This is a genomic window from Pseudomonas promysalinigenes (assembly GCF_014269025.2).
Taxonomy (GTDB): Bacteria; Pseudomonadota; Gammaproteobacteria; order Pseudomonadales; family Pseudomonadaceae; genus Aquipseudomonas; species Aquipseudomonas promysalinigenes.
Genome location: NZ_CP077094.1, coordinates 1,822,067 through 1,839,722, shown reverse-complemented (window position 1 = coordinate 1,839,722; position 17,656 = coordinate 1,822,067). Strand labels below are relative to the sequence as shown.

The following is a 17,656-nucleotide window of genomic DNA, read 5'->3' as shown; positions in this document are numbered from 1 at the left end:
GCGATGACAACGAGGATGCAACCATGAGCGATAAAATAGGCAGGACCGGCAAAGTGCGTGACATGGATGAAGTCGATAAATTCGGCCACATCGACGTGAAATATGATAAGAAGTTGGTATACCTTCCCCCGGAACAGGCTGGCGACCTGGAGGACGGTGTTGAGGTGGTGTTCGACATCGAGGTGGTTAATGGCAAACCCCACGCCGTCAATGTCAAACGTAAGTAACCTCCGGCGTCAAAGGCCGTGCCCCGCTGCAGAGTGCGGGGCACCGGCCACTCAGCGGCTAACACCAGGCGCCCTGTTCTACGTTCCAGCTACCCATTGCGCAATGCTGATCTCGCGGATGCGAAACTTCTGCACCTTGCCGGTCACGGTCATCGGGAACGCCTCGACAAAGCAGAAATGCCGTGGCGTCTTGAAATGCGCTATCCGCCCGTTGCACCACTGCTGCAGCTCATCCGCCGTAGCGCTATGGCCTGGGTGCAGGCGGATCCACGCCACCACTTGCTCACCGTATTTGCTGCAGGGTATACCCACGACCTGGGCCTCGGCCACCGCCGGGTGGGTGTGCAGAAATTCCTCCAACTCCCGTGGATAGATATTCTCGCCTCCACGGATGATCATGTCCTTGTTACGCCCAACGATACGCACATAACCCTGCTCATCCATCGTTGCCAGGTCGCCTGAATGCATCCAGCCCTGCGGGTCAATGGCATCAGCGGTGGCCTGGGGGTTGCCCCAGTAGCCAAGCATCACACTGTAGCCACGGGTACACAATTCGCCCATCTGGCCTCGGGGGACGATGCAACCCTCGCCGTCCACCAGCTTGGTCTCAAGCTTAGGCTGAGTACGCCCCACGGTTGTCACGCGCAATTCCAGCTCGTCATCGGGGCCGGTCTGAAGGGACACTGGGCTGGTTTCGGTCATGCCGTAAGCGATTTGCACTTGCGCCATGTGCAACTGGTCAATCACCCGGCGCATCACCTCGATTGGGCAGGTAGCGCCGGCCATGATGCCGCTGCGTAACGTCGACAGGTCCAGCTGCAGGCGCGACGGGTGGTCGAGCATGGCGATGAACATAGTCGGCACGCCATACAGAATGCTCGCACGCTCCTCGGCCACTGCACGTAATGCCAGCTCAGCGTCGAAGGCGTCGCTTGGGTAGATCATGGTGCTGCCATGGGTGATGCAACCCAGGTTGGCCATGACCATGCCGAAACAGTGGTACAGCGGCACCGGGATTACCATGCGGTCAAGCGCGCTCAGTCCCAGGCTTTCGCCAACCATGAAGCCGTTGTTGAGGATGTTGTAATGGCTGAGGGTAGCGCCCTTGGGTGCGCCGGTGGTACCGGAGGTGTACTGAATATTCACCGGCTGGTCGAACTTCACACTGTGCTGGCGGGCCGCATAGGCTTGCAGCGAGGTCTGCCCTGCCCGCTCGGCAAGGGTTTGCCAAGGCAAGAAGCCGCTTGGCGGGTTAGCCGCCAGGCTGACCACACCACGCAGCTGCGGCAAGCACTGGCTGGTCAAATTACCCATCCCGGCGCTGGCCAGCTCCGGCACCAACTGCTGCACCATGGCGTGGTAATCGCAGGTCTTGAAGGCATCGGCACATACCAGCCAGCAGCAGCCGGACTGACGGAGCACGTACTCCAGTTCACCCACACGGTACGCCGGGTTGATGTTCACCAGAATCGCACCGACTTTGGCGCTGGCAATTTGCAGGATGCACCATTGAGCGCAGTTGGGTGCCCAGATGCCAACCCGCTCGCCCTCACGCACGCCCAAGGTCATGAGCGCACGGGCATGCAGGTCGACTTGTTCGGCCAGTTGCCGCCAGCTGTAGCGCAGGTTCTGGTGCCGCACTACCAGTGCTTCACCGTGGCCGCAGCGGGCTACGGTCGCGTCGAAAGCCTGGCCGATGGTCATCGTTAGCAGCGGTTGGTCCTGGCGGCCGCGGGTATAGCTTGGTTGACTCATGGGTGTCCCTTCTTGTGATTGTTTTGGGCACGACGGGCGACAACTACTCTGGCCTAGATTTACGTTTACGTAAAGGTGATGAGTCGATTGACAGCGAACCAACGCAGGCTTACGTTAACGTAAAGGTTATGCACAAGACCGCACGACCCAGCACACCCACTGCGGGAGTGGGCTTACCCAAATGCGTCAGTACGAGCGACCCCACTGCCTGAACGATCGCTCGCGCAGTGCCAACCCACTCCCACTGGGACGAAGTCATGGCCGTGAGCTACGGTGTTACTCCTATTTCAAGAACAAGAAGGTGCCATTGAATGCATTACCCCAGCCTGAACTTCGCCCTTGGCGAAACCATCGACATGCTCCGTGACCAAGTGCGCACCTTCGTCGCCGCCGAATTGGCGCCACGTGCAGCGCAAATCGACCATGACAACCTGTTCCCCGCCGACATGTGGCGCAAGTTCGGCGACATGGGCTTGCTGGGGATTACCGTTAGCGAAGAATACGGCGGCACAGGCCTGGGCTACCTGGCCCATGTGGTTGCCATGGAGGAGATCAGTCGCGGTTCGGCCTCGGTGGCACTGTCTTACGGCGCCCACTCCAACCTCTGCGTGAACCAGATCAACCGCAACGGCACCCACGAACAGAAACTCAAGTACCTGCCCAAGCTGATCAGCGGCGAGCACATCGGTGCCTTGGCCATGAGCGAGCCCAACGCCGGCTCCGACGTTGTGTCGATGAAACTGCGCGCCGAGCAGCGCGGCGATCACTATGTGCTCAATGGCAGCAAGACCTGGATCACCAACGGCCCAGACGCCAACACCTACGTGATTTACGCCAAGACCGATCTGGACAAGGGCGCTCATGGCATCACCGCTTTCATCGTCGAGCGTGATTGGAAAGGCTTTAGCCGCAGCAACAAATTCGACAAGCTGGGCATGCGCGGCTCCAACACCTGCGAGCTGTTTTTCGACGGCGTTGAAGTGCCGGCCGAAAATGTCCTTGGGCAACTCAACGGCGGCGTGAAGGTGTTGATGAGCGGCCTGGACTACGAGCGCGTGGTGCTCTCCGGCGGCCCGACCGGCATCATGCAAAGCTGTATGGACCTGGTGGTGCCCTATGTTCACGATCGCAAACAATTCGGCCAGAGCATCGGCGAGTTCCAGTTGATCCAGGGCAAGCTTGCCGACATGTACACCCAACTCAACGCCAGCCGCGCCTACCTGTATGCCGTGGCACAGGCCTGCGACCGTGGCGAAACCACCCGCAAGGACGCCGCCGGGGTGATTCTTTATACCGCCGAGCGCGCCACGCAGATGGCCCTGGAAGCGATCCAGATTCTCGGCGGCAATGGCTACATCAACGAATTCCCAGCTGGCCGCCTGCTGCGCGATGCCAAGCTGTACGAGATCGGCGCCGGCACCAGCGAAATTCGCCGAATGTTGATCGGTCGCGAATTGTTCAACGAAACCCGCTGAGAACAAGGAACGGGCGCCTATGGCTATCTTGCATACCCAGATCAATCCGCGTTCGGCAGAGTTCGCCAATAACAGCGCGGCCATGCTCGAACAGGTCAGACACCTTCGCGGCCTGCTCGCCCAAGTGGCCCAGGGAGGTGGGCCGAGCGCTCAGCAGCGGCACACCTCGCGTGGCAAGCTGCTACCACGTGAGCGCATCGACCGGCTGCTGGATGCAGGCTCGCCATTTCTGGAGATCGGCCAGTTGGCCGCCCACCAAGTGTATGGCGAGGACGTACCGGCAGCCGGCTTGATCGCCGGCATCGGGCGCATCGAGGGTGTTGAATGCATGATCGTGGCCAACGATGCCACGGTCAAAGGCGGCTCTTACTACCCGCTGACGGTGAAAAAGCACCTGCGCGCACAAACCATCGCCCTGCAGAACCGACTACCGTGCATCTACCTGGTGGACTCCGGCGGCGCCAACCTGCCACGCCAGGACGAAGTGTTCCCCGACCGCGAGCATTTCGGGCGAATCTTCTTCAACCAGGCCAACATGAGCGCGTTGGGTATCCCGCAGATCGCCGTGGTGATGGGCTCCTGCACCGCGGGCGGTGCCTATGTGCCAGCCATGGCCGATGAAGCGATCATGGTCCGCCAGCAGGCGACCATTTTCCTGGCCGGGCCGCCGCTGGTCAAAGCCGCCACCGGTGAAGTGGTGAGCGCCGAAGAGCTTGGCGGCGCCGACGTGCATTGCCGTACCAGCGGCGTAGCCGACCATTACGCCGACGACGACGAACACGCCCTGGCAATTGCCAGGCGCAGCGTGGCCAATCTCAACTGGCACAAGCTTGGCAAGTTGCAGTGCCAGGTGCCGGCTGAACCGCTGTATAGCGCCGAGGAGCTTTACGGCGTGATCCCGGCAGATGCCAAACAACCCTTCGACGTGCGCGAAGTGATTGCAAGGCTGGTGGACGCGTCGCTGTTCGATGAATTCAAGGCGCTGTTCGGCACCACCCTGGTGTGCGGCTTTGCTCACCTGCAGGGTTACCCAGTAGCCATCCTGGCCAACAACGGCATTCTGTTTGCCGAGGCTGCGCAAAAAGGCGCGCACTTCATCGAGCTGGCCTGCCAGCGCGGGGTACCGCTGCTGTTTCTGCAGAACATCACAGGCTTCATGGTGGGCAAAAAGTACGAGGAAGGCGGCATCGCCAAGCATGGCGCCAAGCTGGTCACCGCCGTGGCCTGCGCTCAGGTGCCGAAATTCACGGTGATCATCGGCGGCAGCTTCGGCGCTGGCAACTACGGGATGTGCGGCCGCGCCTACGACCCGCGCTTGCTGTGGATGTGGCCCAACGCGCGGATCGGCGTGATGGGTGCCGAGCAGGCTGCCGGGGTGCTGGCGCAAGTCAAGCGCGAGCAGAGCGAACGCAGCGGTCAGGCTTTCAGCGCCGAGGATGAAGCCAGGCTCAAGCAGCCGATTCTCGACCAGTACGAACGCCAGGGCCATCCTTACTATTCCAGCGCTCGCCTATGGGATGACGGCGTGATCGACCCCGCACAGACCCGAGACATTCTTGGCCTTGCATTGTCAGCCGCGCTGAACGCCCCGATCGAACAGAGCCGCTTCGGCATTTTCCGGATGTGACCGATGAATGACTTCAGCACCCTCGAAGTGATCCGCGACCCGCGCGGCTTCGCCACCCTGTGGCTGAGCCGCGAGGACAAGAACAATGCCTTCAATGCGCAGATGATCCGTGAGCTGATCGTTGCCCTTGACCAACTGTCGGACGACGCCAGCCTGCGCTTCTTGCTGCTGCGCGGCCGGGGCCGGCACTTCAGCGCTGGCGCCGACGTTGCGTGGATGCAGCAGTCGGCGCAGTTGGACTTCAACACCAACCTGGATGATGCCCGCGAACTGGGCGAGTTGATGTATGCCCTGCACCGCCTCAAGGCACCGACCCTGGCGGTGGTTCACGGCGCAGCCTTTGGTGGCGCAGTGGGGCTTATCAGCTGCTGTGACATGGCCATCGGCGCTGAAGACGCTCAGCTTTGCCTCTCGGAGGTACGTATCGGCCTGGCTCCGGCAGTGATCAGCCCATTCGTGGTCAAAGCCATCGGTGAACGCGCGGCCCGCCGCTACGCATTGACCGCCGACCGTTTCAGCGGCGCGCGCGCGCGCGAACTGGGCTTGCTGGCCGAGGTATACCCCGCCACCGAGCTTGAGGCGCAGGTACAAGCCTGGGTGAACAATCTGCTGCAAAACAGCCCGCAAGCGCTGCGCGCCACCAAGGACTTGCTGTGCAAAGTCGACGACGGTGAACTCAGCCCAGCGCTGCGCCGTTATTGCGAAAACACCATCGCCCGCATCCGCGTCAGCGCCGAAGGCCAGGAAGGCCTGCGCGCCTTCCTGGAAAAACGCCGCCCTGCCTGGCAAACCGATGACAACAAGGAGCCACGCCCATGAGCCGCCCTACGCTGACCACCCTGCTGGTCGCCAACCGCGGCGAAATCGCCTGCCGGGTAATGCGCACCGCCAAAGCCATGGGCTTGACCACTGTCGCAGTGCACAGCGCCACCGACCGTGACGCCCGCCACAGCCGTGAAGCCGACGTGCGAATCGACCTGGGCGGCAGCAAAGCTGCCGACAGTTACTTGGTGATCGACAAGATCATTGCCGCAGCCAAGGCCAGCGGCGCTCAGGCGATCCACCCAGGCTATGGCTTTCTCTCCGAAAACGCAGGTTTCGCCCGCGCCATCGAAGCCGCTGGGCTGATCTTCCTCGGCCCACCGGCCAGCGCCATCGATGCCATGGGTAGCAAATCAGCCGCTAAGGCACTGATGGAAGATGCAGGTGTGCCGTTGGTGCCTGGCTATCACGGCCAGGACCAAGACCTGGAAACCTTCCGCCTCGCCGCCGAGCGCATTGGCTACCCGGTGTTGCTCAAAGCCAGCGCAGGCGGCGGTGGCAAAGGCATGAAAGTGGTCGAGGAGCAAAGCCAGCTGGCTGACGCACTGGCCTCGGCTCAGCGTGAGGCGCAGTCATCATTTGGCGATGCGCGCATGCTGGTGGAAAAGTACGTACTCAAGCCACGCCACGTGGAAATTCAGGTGTTCGCCGACCAGCATGGCAACTGCCTGTACCTGAACGAACGTGACTGCTCGATTCAGCGCCGCCACCAGAAAGTGGTCGAAGAGGCCCCCGCGCCAGGGCTGCCCGCCGAGCTGCGCCGAGCCATGGGCGAAGCCGCGGTGCGTGCGGCCAAGGCCATCGGGTATGTCGGAGCCGGTACCGTCGAGTTTCTGCTCGACGCCCGCGGCGAATTCTTCTTCATGGAAATGAACACCCGGCTGCAGGTCGAACACCCAGTCACCGAAGCCATCACCGGGCTTGACCTGGTGGCCTGGCAGATCCGCGTGGCCTGTGGCGAACCGCTGCCAATCACCCAGGAGCAGGTGGCGCTGAACGGCCATGCCATAGAAGTGCGCTTATATGCCGAAGACCCGGCCAATGAGTTTCTACCAGCCACCGGTAGGCTGACGCTGTACCGCGAATCGGCACCCGGAGACGGCCGTCGGGTCGATAGCGGGGTCAGCGAAGGGGATGAGGTATCACCGTTCTACGACCCCATGCTCGGCAAGCTGATTGCCTGGGGCCAAGACCGAGAGCAGGCACGCCTGCGGCTGCTAGCGATGCTCGACGAATTCGCTATTGGCGGCGTAAAAACCAACATAGCCTTCCTGCGGCGGATTCTCGCGCACCCGGCCTTCGCCGCCGCCGAGCTTGATACTGGGTTTATTCCTCGCCATCAGCAGGTGTTGCTTCCCGCTGCGCAGGCGTTGCCTGCGGCATTCTGGGAGGCAGCGGCACAGGCATGGTTACAAGGCCACGCGCCACACCAGCGAGCGGACGATAGCGGCTCGCCCTGGGCACGGCGCAACGGGCTGCGGCTCGGTTTGCCTGCGAGCAGCAGCCTGCATTTGGTGAGTGGGGGCGATGACCAAGCGGTTGCGCTTGAGCACAGTGCCGCTCCTACATGGCAACTGGACGGCGAACAGCTTTGTCATGACGACAACGGGGTGCGCCGTCGCTACCTGGCGATCCGCCGCGAGGGTACGTTGTTCCTGCGGTGGGATGGCGAAATGCATGCCGTGCAGTCGTTCGACCCGATCGCCGCAGCAGAGGCCAGCCACAGCAACCAAGGCGGCTTGGCTGCGCCCATGAACGGCAGCATCGTGCGAGTATTGGTGGCACTAGGCCAAGCGGTAGAGGCTGGATGCCCATTGGTGGTGCTCGAAGCGATGAAGATGGAACACAGCGTCCGAGCGCCCCATGCCGGGACAGTCAAAACGTTGTTTTGCCAGGAAGGTGAGATGGTCAGCGAAGGCACCGTGCTGGTCGAACTGGCCGAGTGAGATAACCAAAGGGCCGCTGCGCGGCCTTTTGAGTCTAGAATGCCCCGTGTGCCCGCACGACAACGCCGAGGAATTCACAGCCCTCTTCACACACGTGCGTCGGATAGCTGGGGTTGAGCGCTTTCAGATACTGCTGCCCGCCCTCCTCGGCCAGTTCACGTAAAAATGCCTTTCTGCCGGGCTGGCGGGCAATCACCAGCCGACCGGTCTCCGCCTCCAGCCCAGGATCGACCAGAATCCGCATACCCTGGGGCACGCTGCGGCCAGTGGCCGAACTCATGGCATCGTTTTCCACGGTCAGCCAGAAGGCTTTGCCCTGGGCCAGGTAGTCGGTCTGCTCGAACACGCAAGGGGCGGCACCCTCGGCAGCACCCAGCTCATCCCAGGCCACAACGGGGTAGCGGAAGCACACGATGTATTGCATGAGATCGAGATCAGTATCACTATCGTCAACATCGTATAGGCCACGCTCCTCGCCAACCGCGCCGTGGATACGCAGTTGCAGGCTGACGCTGTAGTGGGGCATACCGATCTCGACGAAGGTGCGGTTCATCGACTCGATCTTTGGCTGTCGCCGCTTGTTCACCCAATGCCCTACGCTGCCTTGAGACACGCCAACGCGCTCGGCAAGCTGCTCTTGAGTGAGCCCTAGCTCCTCCATCCGGTGACGGACGAGGGCAATCCATTTATCCATATTCATCGCTGGCACGATACGGACTGCCTCCAAGCGCTCAATACACATTCAGTATTATTTGCGGAAGCCCGTGAAAATACTGTAGGTATTATCATCGACCTGAACCCTTTCCCCATTGGCGCTAGCAGGTATCAGGATGAAACCACCGAAAGACGACGTAACAGATTTGGACAGCGAAGCGGCACGCCGCGCCCTGGATTACTACCTCAACCCGAACCCCACGCGTCCGAGTGCGCAGAACCGCATATGGACCTTGCACGAGGGCGTCACTGCCGAGCAGGCGCAGGACCACGCCATAGAGCTGCTGCGCTGCGCTGCGGCCACTGCCCATGAAACCGCCACCCACCAGGATGGCAGCACCCGCGAACTCACTTTCGCGCTGATGCACATGATTGATATGGCCAGGGCCCTGCTGGAACATCAGCGCGCCCTGCAGAATGGGCTCTAGCAAGGCAACAAGGTGTGAGTGTGATGGCCGCGGCCCGGCGAAAGGCCCCATTCGCCAGGCCAAGGAAGGGCACCGGAAAAATTTTCACCGGATAAACGAAAATTCATTTGACTGGCAAATGATAACGATTATTATTGCACTCAGCTGATCGCGAGATCTGCTGGATAACCCGGAGCTTAGGTCGCTCCAGATTATCTCCTCATCAGGCTAATCACGGTTTTTGACCCGGCTTTTTGCCGGGTCTTTTTTTTGGCTCTTCAGGCTAATGAAGATCTTTGATGCCGGGGATGATAGCAAAAGTGTTTCAGGGCGTGAACGTCCATTACAAATCTTTGCGAAATAAGCACTTGAGAATCAATATCATCTAGCCTACGCTATTTCCGCATCACGGAGGATGCACCCGCCCGCCTGCACGGAGCTGCCCATGAATCGTTTGCCATTACCGATCGAGCCCCAGGCCTGCGCCCATGACCAGGCTGGCGAATATCAGCGGCTTTACGCCCTCAAACGTCTGCCCAGGCGCGTGCAGCAAGTGTTTCTGCTCAACCGACTTGATCAGTTGGATTACGCCACGATCGCCAAGCGCCTTGACCTGCCTGTGCTCAGTATCGAACGCAACATGCACCTAGCCCTGCAGGCCGTGCAGCCAGGCGCAGATGCCAACGCCCGGGTAGCCGGGCAATGGTACGTGCGGCTGCAGAGCCCTGATGTGACTGCCTGCGAGCGCATCGATTTTCGCCGCTGGCTGGATGCGGCACCCGAGCACCTGCAAGCCTTTCATGAAACCGAATTGCGCTGGCGCAGCCTGCTGGCACCGGCGCGAGCGTTGGGGCTCGATGGCTGGTATCGCCATGGGCGGACGGCGATTTCTTTAGGTGGGTGTTCGTTGGCGATGGGCATCGGTGTGGCGGCGCTGATGCTATTAGGGTTTTGGGCCTGAGCCAGTGTGTCGCCCCGCACAAGCTCTATTCCTCGCGTTCCACAGCCAATAGTGATCACAGTCAACCCCGCAGCACACACCTCGGACCTTCAGGCGGTGTACAGTACCCTCACAACAAGTCTTGAGGAGCCGCACATGACCGTGACGCTGTCCCCCCTGCAAATCGACTGCGATTTCGATTCCGGCAACATCCAGGTAATTGATGCCAGCAATCCGGCCCAAGTACACCTGGCCATCCGCCCTGACACCAACAGCGGGCATTTCCAATGGTTCCACTTCAAGGTCAGCGGCCTGACGCCGGGGCAGGCCCATCGCTTCAGCCTGGACAACGCCGGCCAGTCGTCCTACCAGAACGCCTGGAGCGGCTACAACGCTGTGGCCTCCTACGACCAGCAGCGCTGGTTCCGGGTGCCAAGCCAGTTCGATGGCAAGGCGCTGGCGTTCGAGATCAAGGCTGAGCAGGAGCAGATCTGGTTCGCGTATTTCGAGCCCTACCCCCGCGCCCGCCACAACCAGTTGATCGAACGTGCCCAGCAGATTGCAGGCGTGGAGCTGCTTGCCCATGGGCGCAGCGTGCAAGGCAGGGATATTCCCCTGTTGCGCGCCGGCGATGGCGCACCTGGCAAACGCAAGCTCTGGCTGATCGCTCAACAACATCCGGGCGAACATATGGCCGAGTGGTTCATGGAAGGCGTTATCGACCAGTTGCAGGCCAATGACTCGACGGTTCAGAAGCTACTGGAAAAGGCCGACTTGTACCTGATCCCGAACATGAACCCCGATGGCGCTTTCCTCGGCCACCTGCGCACGAACTTCAAGGGCAAGGACTTGAACCGGGCTTGGCAGGATGCCAGTGTCGAGCTCAGCCCAGAGGTATTCTTCGCTCAGGCGCAAATGAAGCAGTATGGAGTGGATGCGTTCATCGATGTGCATGGCGACGAGGAAATCCCCCATGTGTTCGTGGCGGCATGCGAAGGCAACCCGGGCTACTCGCCGCGACTGGCCAAGCTCGAAGAGCAGTTCCGCACGACATTGTGCAGCGTGACCCAGGACTTCCAGACCGCACATGGCTACAGCCGTGACGAGCCCGGCCAGGCGAATACCTCGCTGGCATGCAATGCCGTAGGCATGGCCCATGACTGTCTGTCACTGACCCTGGAGATGCCTTTCAAGGATCACGATGACGCACCGGACCCGGTGGCCGGTTGGTCGGGAGCAAGGTCCAAGCGATTGGCGGGTGCGGTGCTTGAGACATTGGCGAGCATGGTGGACGGACTACGCTGATACGCTCAGAGCCACGCTCAGGTTACGAGGACACCGGGCGTGGCGTAATCGAGAATGCTCACCGCAACTGTAGGATCCGCTGCATGGGTACTTGCAACTCACGCCCTCAAAGGTTGTAGCTGATTTCTTTTTTTAAGCCGCGAGCAAATTCGCCCCTGTTTCAGAAGCAGGTTTTCCCCTATCGGTAAGCAAACCTTCTTTTCGAATAGGAATGTTTGCATGCCGCCTAAGTTGAAATTTCATCAGCCCGCACTTCAATCCCTCAGCGAGCAGGATCGACAACTGTTCGAGCAATATGGCAGCGGCGTTGTAGCCGAAATCCCTTACCAGAACGTTCATCACGGCTTCGCCGACATGGCCAGGTCACAGCCCCACATTTGTGCCGCCCGGCATGGCGGGCAAATGATCACCTACGGAGAGCTCGACGCCAAAGCGAATGCGTTTGCCAGCCACCTGATTGGCCTTGGGGTCCAGCAAGGGGATGCGGTAGGCCTGTTTCTGAGGCGGTCGATCGACATGCTGGTGGGGCTGCTCGGCATCCTCAAATGCGGCGCGGCCTACGTGCCAGTGGACATAGGCACCACGCCGCCGCGGCTTGTCGAACAGGTGATCGAGGCAGCCCAGGTTCGCCTTGTTCTGACCCAGGCTTGCCACCTCGCGCTGATACCCGAGAGGGTTGAGTGTCAAGTCATCGAGACGGCGTGCCAAACCTCAGCTCCAGCGATACGCGCGCCAATGGTGTCGGGCCAGGCAACCTGCTTCATCCTATTCACCTCCGGCACCACAGGCATCCCAAATGGTGTCAAAGTCAGCCACGCGAATGTCTGCAACTTGCTATTCAGCGCCCCAGGAAACCTCGGGATAGCACCCGGCGACCGCGTTGGCCAGATCCTGCATATCGGCTTTGATATGGCGGCTTGGGAAATCCTCGGCTGCCTCTGTCACGGTGGCACGTTGCTGATTCGCGAAGCGGACATTGCTGCGACGGCGCAGCACTGCAGCATCCTGATCGCCACCCCCTCCATTCTGGCGCGTCTGGATCCGGCCCGTTGCCCCCATATCAAGACCGTCGCCGTAGCGGGCGAGCCTTGCCCGCCTTCACTGGCGGAGCGCTGGGCGGCCTACTGCAGCTTCCACAACAGCTGCGGCCCCACCGAAACCACGATCGTCAACACCATGGTCCGCTACCGCGCTGCAAGCATGTTGACTATTGGCAAGCCAACGCCGAACAACTCGGTCTACATTCTGGACGAGCACGGGGTTCCTTGTGCGATCGGCGACGTCGGCGAGATGTGGGCAGGCGGAGCTGGCGTCAGCCAGGGATACGTCAACAATGCCCTGCTGACGGAACAACGCTATCGTCCTGACCCTTTTTTGGGCGGCACCATGTTCCGCACCCGCGATCTGGGACGCTGGACTGCCACGGGTGAACTCGAACACTTGGGCCGCTGCGATGACCAAGTCAAAGTGCGCGGGTTTCGCGTTGAGCTAGATGCCGTTGCTGCGGCGCTCGAGAGCCTGCCTGGCTGCAATCGCGCAGCGGCCTTGAAACTCGATGACCGTCAACTGGTGGCGTTCGCTAGCCCCATGTCTTTGGACATTGAGCAAGCATTGCTGCGTTGCCGCGAGCGCCTGCCCTACTACGCCGTGCCCACGCGCCTGACCTTGCTCGAAGAGCTTCCGCTCACGGGTCGCGGCAAGATCGACCGCGCCGTACTGCGTGAGCTGCTGGCTGCGGCGCAGGTGACACCATGAATGCGCCCGTATCGAACGATTCATTCTCCAGAGCACCGAGCCGCTGGCGCCAACTGGTTAGTCACCCCGATCTTGCTCACTACCAACGCTTGTTCGCACTGGTGCTTGCCTGCAACTTCGCCGTGTTTTGCGCGCTGCACTGGGCTTGGCCGGTGCCCTCGGCAACGTTGCAGCATCTGCTGGACCTGAGCTTGGCGAATCTGGCGTTGGCGATCGTGATTCGTCAACAGCGGGTCATCAACCTGCTTTTTGGGTTGGTGCTGCGTGCACCATTGCATTGGCCGTTGTGGCTGCGCCGCAACCTGGCAAAGGTCTACCATTTTGGCGGTTTGCATAGCGCTGCGGCAGTGGCAGCCACAGCCTGGTTCACCCTTTATGCCTGGGGGCTGAGCAGCCAAGCCTGGTATGGCGAGCCAGTGTCTCTGGTACTGCTGAGCAGCAGCGCTGCCCTGGTGGTGCTGACCGCGTCATTATGCGTCATGGCCCTGCCGCAAATTCGCAGCCGCTGGCATGATCGCTTCGAACAGGTTCACCGGCTTGGTGGTTGGAGCGCATTGCTTCTGCTGTGGGTTCAAAGCCTGGTCAGTTACCGACAAGGGGTGCCCGACGCGCATTGGAGCCTGTGGCTGCAAACACCGACAGCTTGGTTACTCTGCCTGCTGACTGCTTGCATCATCGCGCCCTGGTTGCAATTGCGCAAAGTACCGGTGAGGTTCGACAAACCGAGTAGCCACGCGCTCGTGGCTCATTTCGATCATGGTGTAACGCCGTTTGCCGGATCCTCTACCAGCATCAGCCATCACCCACTCGGGCAGTGGCATGCCTTCGCCAATATACCCACGCCCGGACGCAGTGGCTTTCGCCTGGTCATTTCACGCGCGGGCGACTGGACAGGGCGGTTGATCGACAGCCCTCCCTCGCACGTGTGGGTAAAAGGGGTGCCCACAGCTGGAGTCGCGCGAGTCGAAAGGCTGTTCAGCTCGGTGCTATATGTGGCAACGGGTAGCGGTATTGGGCCGGTCTTGCCACATTTGCTCGCAGGCCAAGTACCCTGCCGCCTGCTGTGGGTCACGCGCAACCCTGTGGCCACGTATGGACAGGAGCTGGTCGATGAAGTGCTCTGGGCACAACCCCATGCGCAGATCTGGGACAGCGACCAGCACGGCAAACCCGACTTACTGGCCCTGACCCTCGCAACCTTGCGCAACCACCCTGCGCAAGCCGTGATATGCATTGCCAACCAGGCCATAACCCGCAATCTGGTACAGCAGTTGGAGCTCAAGGGTATACCTGCCTACGGCGCCATCTGGGACTCATGAGCCTAGAACGCAACGTCCAGGATCACGTTGTCCAGGTAGCTGCCCGCAGGCGGTGTGGCCTGGTCGGTGTAGACCCTGGCGTTGTAGTTGAAAACCTGGCTGCCCGTGCCGGTACCGTTTCCAGGGTTGACATCGGCATCGCTGCTTGAACGCCGGGCGGTGCCCAGCGAGCCCCAGCGCACCGCCCCGGCACTTTTGAAGATGTCGTAGGCCAGGAAGTTGCCCGCCGCGGACTTCATCCGCCGTCGCCCGCCCGAGGCATTTTCACCATCGTTCAAACCGACCGTGTAAGCACTGCCCTTGGTGCAGGACAGGCTCAGGCTCTGGCTTACGTTTGCGAACCCGGCGACCACTGGGGCACTGGCGAAGTTGATGGCAGGGGTAGTGATCTGGCAGTCATTGGTAACGGTCAGACTGATGGTCATCGTTTGGGTACCATTGCCGATATCGCGGCCTAGGCAAGCCCCCAAGGCACCGATGCCGGAGCAGTAGTTCCAGCTCCAAGCGACGGTCAGGGTTTCCTGATAGACCCCGGCCGCTACGTTACTGCCGATCTGTGTCTTCATGTACAGCGGCACCGCCTTGGGGGTGGTCCCGCTCAACAACCCCAGCGCGTCGAGGATGCCGTTACGGGCGAAGTCGAACGCCACCCCGCGGGTGATCGGGTAGCTGGTGCTGTTGTCAGCGTACAGCGTGTAGGGAATGACATCGCCGGTCGGGCCGACCAGCCCATTGGTGGCCGAGGTGATGGTGGCATAGAAGTGGTCCCCGGAACTGAGCAAGGTGAGCAAGGAGCCGGTGCACTGCAACCCGGAGTTTGTACTCGAGGCATTCTGTACCGTAGTGCGTACCAGGGTCGAGTTGACGGAGCCGAACGCCGCAGGCGTGGCGGCCACCGAGGCACACAGCGCCCACGCCGAACCCATGGGAAGCAGCACGAGCAAACTGCACAACAGGCGCTTCATCTGCACACCAGCGGACCAATCAGCGGTATCGACCCGGCCGATTCCGGTAGGTCGAATTCCACCTGGCACGGCCCGCCGCCCTGCACTGTCACCTGCAGGCGGTTATGTGGCGACAAGTTTTCCAGGTACACCAGGCCATCCCAGCCGACTACCGCCTGACTGCCACTTTCCTGATGGCTGACCTTGCTGCCCAGTTTGAGCGGTTGCTGATTGCCGTCGACCAGTTCGATGCTCGCTGCAAGCACTTGCCTGAGCGGGAACTCAAGCAGGTAGCCGCTGCCCCGGCGCACCGCTACCCGCTGCTCGACCTCTGGGGCAAGTACATCGGGAGGCAAGCCCATCGGGTCGATTTCATATTTGCCGCGGTAGTAGCCACTGCTGTAAGGCACCAGTAGATGACCGTTGCGATCCGTGCGGCCTATATCCTGATTTTCGTACCTCACTGGCACATCGGCGTAACCGTTGGTGCTGACCACCACGAAGGCGTCATCGATTCGATTGGCTGCGAAAACCCCAGCGTCCATCCACACCAGCGAGCCGCTGGCATCGGCCCAGCGGGTCATCTCCCCGCTGCTGCCATACACCCCGGCCTGCAGCTGCACCGACTGCAGGCGCCAAGTAACATCGGCCTGGCGATAGGCATCGCGATCACCGCCTGCATAGCCAAGGTTGTAGCCAACGCCCCCACCGACGGGTACTGCGCGGCTATAGTTGACCCTTTGCGTGCGCTGCCCTTGCTTGCTGCGCTCCATGCTAACGGCCAGTGTGCTGCCAAAGTCGAACGGGATCACCAGTTGCGCCTGCACCGCCCACTGGCTGTCAGTCACTTCGCGGTTGGCCGACAGGTAAAGGCTGCTGTTGCCCCACAGTGGCTTGCTCCAACTCAGGTTGATGAGCCGGGTGCGAGTGCCGTCACCGGCACGCACGTCGAAATACCCGGCACCGACGCTGCCAAAGCGATCCAGGTTCACACTCAGGGTTGCTTGCTCGCTGCTCTGGCTCAGCAGCATATAGGGCGTGTCTACCCGGGTCAGGTCGGCATAGTCGCCATGGCGTTGCAAACGCTGGTAGTTGAAGCCCAAGCGCTGGCTGTTGTATTGGTATCCAACGGCGACCTGATGGCCTTTCTCGCCTTCGAACTGGCTTTGCGCCAAAGCCCCGTTAAGCACGCCGAACGTGCCCAGGCGCATGTTGCCGCCCACGCCCCCAAGCACCAGCGAATCGGCGGCCTCTGTATGGGTTTCCAAGGTGAACGTGTCGCTCAGGCCATGGCGCAGGCTGGCCGAAGCCACCCCGCCGCCATAGCCGAAATCCTTCACGCCATAGTCACGCCGCAAGCTACCGGCAGCCAGCGAAAAATCAGAAAGCCCCTTTTGCAGGAGGCTGCTGGTGACGTAAAAAGGCAAGGTGGTGGACACCTGCCGACCCAGGGCATCGGTGGTCACCACCACCGCCTCGCCTGCGCCGTTGATGAATGGCACGTTGGTCAGGGTATAAGGGCCAGGCTGCAATTCGGTGGTGCTGGACTTGTAGCCGTTGATGAACAGATCCAGCGAAGTCGGCACTGCCGCTTCACCGGCAAATGCCGGTAATGGGTAGGTAACCAGGTCGGGACGCGCGCCAAAGTCTCGAGACACTTGCAGGCCACCGACCCGCACCGAGCTGCTCCACGGCAATGCCCCGGTGACCAAGTCGCCCGCGTCCACGGTGAGCAGGCGCTGCTCGTCGGTGAAGCGCCAGGTGGTGTCGTAACGCAGGTAGCCTTGGCGGCTGTTGGCCCGCTGCGCGCCATCGAACGACTGGCGCCATCGGCCGGTAGTCGACAAAGTGCCCCAGCTATCGAAAAGGCGAAGCTCATTCCACGCCGCCAGGTCGGTGCCACCGTCGTCGGTGTCGTTCAGGTACAGGTCATAGTTGAACAAAGCCCCAAAGCTGCTGCGCGCTTCGCTGGCTGGATACAGCCCGCGCTCGCCCACTTGCTGGTCAGGAAGCCAGGCGGGCGGCACCTGTAAAAGCAGCCGTTGGTTCTGGCTATCGTAATCGGTATGCAGCCCCGGCACAGCGTCAAGCGCCACCTCGCCCTGGGGATCACCCGGCAGCGCGACGCCTGCGCTGCGCAGCACTTCGCTTTGCAGGTAAAGGCGCCCGGCACGTTGCTCCACCGCAACCAGCTCAGCCCTGGGCATCTGGTTCACCAACAGGTCCAGGTACAGCGTCGCATCGCTGACCACCGCCGTTTCGCTGGGCGGGGGCGGCAGGTCCTCGGCCGCCGCCAGCCAGGGGCCGAACAAGGCCAACCCCATGCACCAACGGCGCGAAGCCCGCAACAGGCTGCTCACACATGGACTCCGCCCATTGCCAGGTCCTCCATGGCCCTTGCCTTTCATACAGCAGTCGAC

General features: G+C 61.3%; 14 protein-coding genes. 10 read left to right on the top strand and 4 right to left on the bottom strand.

Features of this window, described 5'->3' with window-relative positions:
* Positions 1 to 23 precede the first annotated feature (23 nt).
* Positions 24 to 227, top strand: a complete 204-nt coding sequence (locus HU725_RS08470) for a cold-shock protein (protein WP_186476840.1) — start codon at positions 24 to 26, stop codon at positions 225 to 227.
* Positions 228 to 305: 78 nt separating this feature from the next.
* Here the strand turns inward: HU725_RS08470 and HU725_RS08465 are convergent, their stop codons facing one another.
* Positions 306 to 1,982 (bottom strand): AMP-binding protein, encoded by a 1,677-nt coding sequence (locus tag HU725_RS08465; RefSeq protein WP_186476839.1) that lies wholly within the window; start codon positions 1,980 to 1,982, stop codon positions 306 to 308.
* A gap of 311 nt (positions 1,983 to 2,293) precedes the next feature.
* Between HU725_RS08465 and HU725_RS08460 the strand changes: the two genes are divergently transcribed.
* Genes HU725_RS08460 through HU725_RS08445 form a run of 4 tightly spaced genes read left to right on the top strand, consistent with a single transcriptional unit; the run spans position 2,294 to position 7,852 of the window.
* Positions 2,294 to 3,457: an isovaleryl-CoA dehydrogenase gene (locus tag HU725_RS08460; protein ID WP_186476838.1), complete on the top strand. Its 1,164-nt coding sequence runs from the start codon at positions 2,294 to 2,296 to the stop codon at positions 3,455 to 3,457.
* A gap of 19 nt (positions 3,458 to 3,476) precedes the next feature.
* Entirely contained in the window at positions 3,477 to 5,084 is a 1,608-nt protein-coding gene (locus tag HU725_RS08455) for a carboxyl transferase domain-containing protein (protein WP_186476837.1), read from the top strand.
* A gap of 3 nt (positions 5,085 to 5,087) precedes the next feature.
* Complete coding sequence (locus HU725_RS08450) at positions 5,088 to 5,903, top strand: gamma-carboxygeranoyl-CoA hydratase (protein WP_186476836.1); 816 nt, start codon at positions 5,088 to 5,090, stop codon at positions 5,901 to 5,903.
* A complete protein-coding gene (locus HU725_RS08445; protein WP_186476835.1) occupies positions 5,900 to 7,852 on the top strand; it encodes an acetyl/propionyl/methylcrotonyl-CoA carboxylase subunit alpha in 1,953 nt (650 codons plus the stop codon). The genes HU725_RS08450 and HU725_RS08445 overlap by 4 nt, the downstream gene beginning before the upstream one ends.
* Before the next feature lie 34 nt (positions 7,853 to 7,886).
* Here the strand turns inward: HU725_RS08445 and HU725_RS08440 are convergent, their stop codons facing one another.
* Entirely contained in the window at positions 7,887 to 8,594 is a 708-nt protein-coding gene (locus HU725_RS08440) for a LexA family transcriptional regulator (protein WP_186476834.1), read from the bottom strand.
* A gap of 88 nt (positions 8,595 to 8,682) precedes the next feature.
* Between HU725_RS08440 and HU725_RS08435 the strand changes: the two genes are divergently transcribed.
* The 5 genes from HU725_RS08435 (at position 8,683) to HU725_RS08415 (ending at position 14,292) form a co-directional block, all read left to right on the top strand.
* The gene (locus HU725_RS08435) at positions 8,683 to 8,994 is read left to right on the top strand and encodes a DUF6124 family protein (RefSeq protein ID WP_186476833.1); all 312 of its coding nucleotides are present in this window, start codon (positions 8,683 to 8,685) and stop codon (positions 8,992 to 8,994) included.
* Between the two features lie 424 nt (positions 8,995 to 9,418).
* Positions 9,419 to 9,934 carry a DUF4880 domain-containing protein gene (locus HU725_RS08430; protein WP_186476832.1) on the top strand — a complete coding sequence of 172 codons (516 nt, stop codon included), beginning with the start codon at positions 9,419 to 9,421 and terminating at the stop codon, positions 9,932 to 9,934.
* A 135-nt stretch (positions 9,935 to 10,069) separates the two neighbouring features.
* A complete protein-coding gene (locus HU725_RS08425) occupies positions 10,070 to 11,218 on the top strand; it encodes a M14 family metallopeptidase (protein ID WP_186476831.1) in 1,149 nt (382 codons plus the stop codon).
* A gap of 219 nt (positions 11,219 to 11,437) precedes the next feature.
* The gene (locus HU725_RS08420; RefSeq protein ID WP_186476830.1) at positions 11,438 to 12,973 is read left to right on the top strand and encodes an amino acid adenylation domain-containing protein; all 1,536 of its coding nucleotides are present in this window, start codon (positions 11,438 to 11,440) and stop codon (positions 12,971 to 12,973) included.
* A complete protein-coding gene (locus tag HU725_RS08415) occupies positions 12,970 to 14,292 on the top strand; it encodes a ferredoxin reductase domain-containing protein (protein ID WP_186476829.1) in 1,323 nt (440 codons plus the stop codon). Before HU725_RS08420 ends, HU725_RS08415 begins: the two co-directional genes overlap by 4 nt.
* Positions 14,293 to 14,294: 2 nt before the next feature.
* Here HU725_RS08415 and HU725_RS08410 read toward each other — a convergent pair whose 3' ends face one another.
* Both HU725_RS08410 and HU725_RS08405 read right to left on the bottom strand, forming a co-directional pair.
* Entirely contained in the window at positions 14,295 to 15,257 is a 963-nt protein-coding gene (locus HU725_RS08410) for a Csu type fimbrial protein (RefSeq protein WP_186476828.1), read from the bottom strand.
* Entirely contained in the window at positions 15,254 to 17,560 is a 2,307-nt protein-coding gene (locus HU725_RS08405) for a fimbria/pilus outer membrane usher protein (protein ID WP_225915536.1), read from the bottom strand. Before HU725_RS08405 ends, HU725_RS08410 begins: the two co-directional genes overlap by 4 nt.
* Positions 17,561 to 17,656: the final 96 nt, after the last annotated feature.

Excerpts from the sequence above, each read along its gene's own strand:
- HU725_RS08420 (WP_186476830.1), top strand. The coding sequence starts at position 11,438 with ATGCCGCCTAAGTTGAAATTTCATCAGCCCGCACTTCAATCCCTCAGC.
- HU725_RS08410 (WP_186476828.1), bottom strand. The coding sequence starts at position 15,257 with ATGAAGCGCCTGTTGTGCAGTTTGCTCGTGCTGCTTCCCATGGGTTCG.
- HU725_RS08465 (WP_186476839.1), bottom strand. The coding sequence starts at position 1,982 with ATGAGTCAACCAAGCTATACCCGCGGCCGCCAGGACCAACCGCTGCTA.
- HU725_RS08450 (WP_186476836.1), top strand. The coding sequence starts at position 5,088 with ATGAATGACTTCAGCACCCTCGAAGTGATCCGCGACCCGCGCGGCTTC.
- HU725_RS08430 (WP_186476832.1), top strand. The coding sequence starts at position 9,419 with ATGAATCGTTTGCCATTACCGATCGAGCCCCAGGCCTGCGCCCATGAC.
- HU725_RS08415 (WP_186476829.1), top strand. The coding sequence starts at position 12,970 with ATGAATGCGCCCGTATCGAACGATTCATTCTCCAGAGCACCGAGCCGC.
- HU725_RS08440 (WP_186476834.1), bottom strand. The coding sequence starts at position 8,594 with ATGTGTATTGAGCGCTTGGAGGCAGTCCGTATCGTGCCAGCGATGAAT.
- HU725_RS08425 (WP_186476831.1), top strand. The coding sequence starts at position 10,070 with ATGACCGTGACGCTGTCCCCCCTGCAAATCGACTGCGATTTCGATTCC.
- HU725_RS08455 (WP_186476837.1), top strand. The coding sequence starts at position 3,477 with ATGGCTATCTTGCATACCCAGATCAATCCGCGTTCGGCAGAGTTCGCC.
- HU725_RS08405 (WP_225915536.1), bottom strand. The coding sequence starts at position 17,560 with ATGGGGTTGGCCTTGTTCGGCCCCTGGCTGGCGGCGGCCGAGGACCTG.
- HU725_RS08460 (WP_186476838.1), top strand. The coding sequence starts at position 2,294 with ATGCATTACCCCAGCCTGAACTTCGCCCTTGGCGAAACCATCGACATG.
- HU725_RS08470 (WP_186476840.1), top strand. The coding sequence starts at position 24 with ATGAGCGATAAAATAGGCAGGACCGGCAAAGTGCGTGACATGGATGAA.
- HU725_RS08445 (WP_186476835.1), top strand. The coding sequence starts at position 5,900 with ATGAGCCGCCCTACGCTGACCACCCTGCTGGTCGCCAACCGCGGCGAA.
- HU725_RS08435 (WP_186476833.1), top strand. The coding sequence starts at position 8,683 with ATGAAACCACCGAAAGACGACGTAACAGATTTGGACAGCGAAGCGGCA.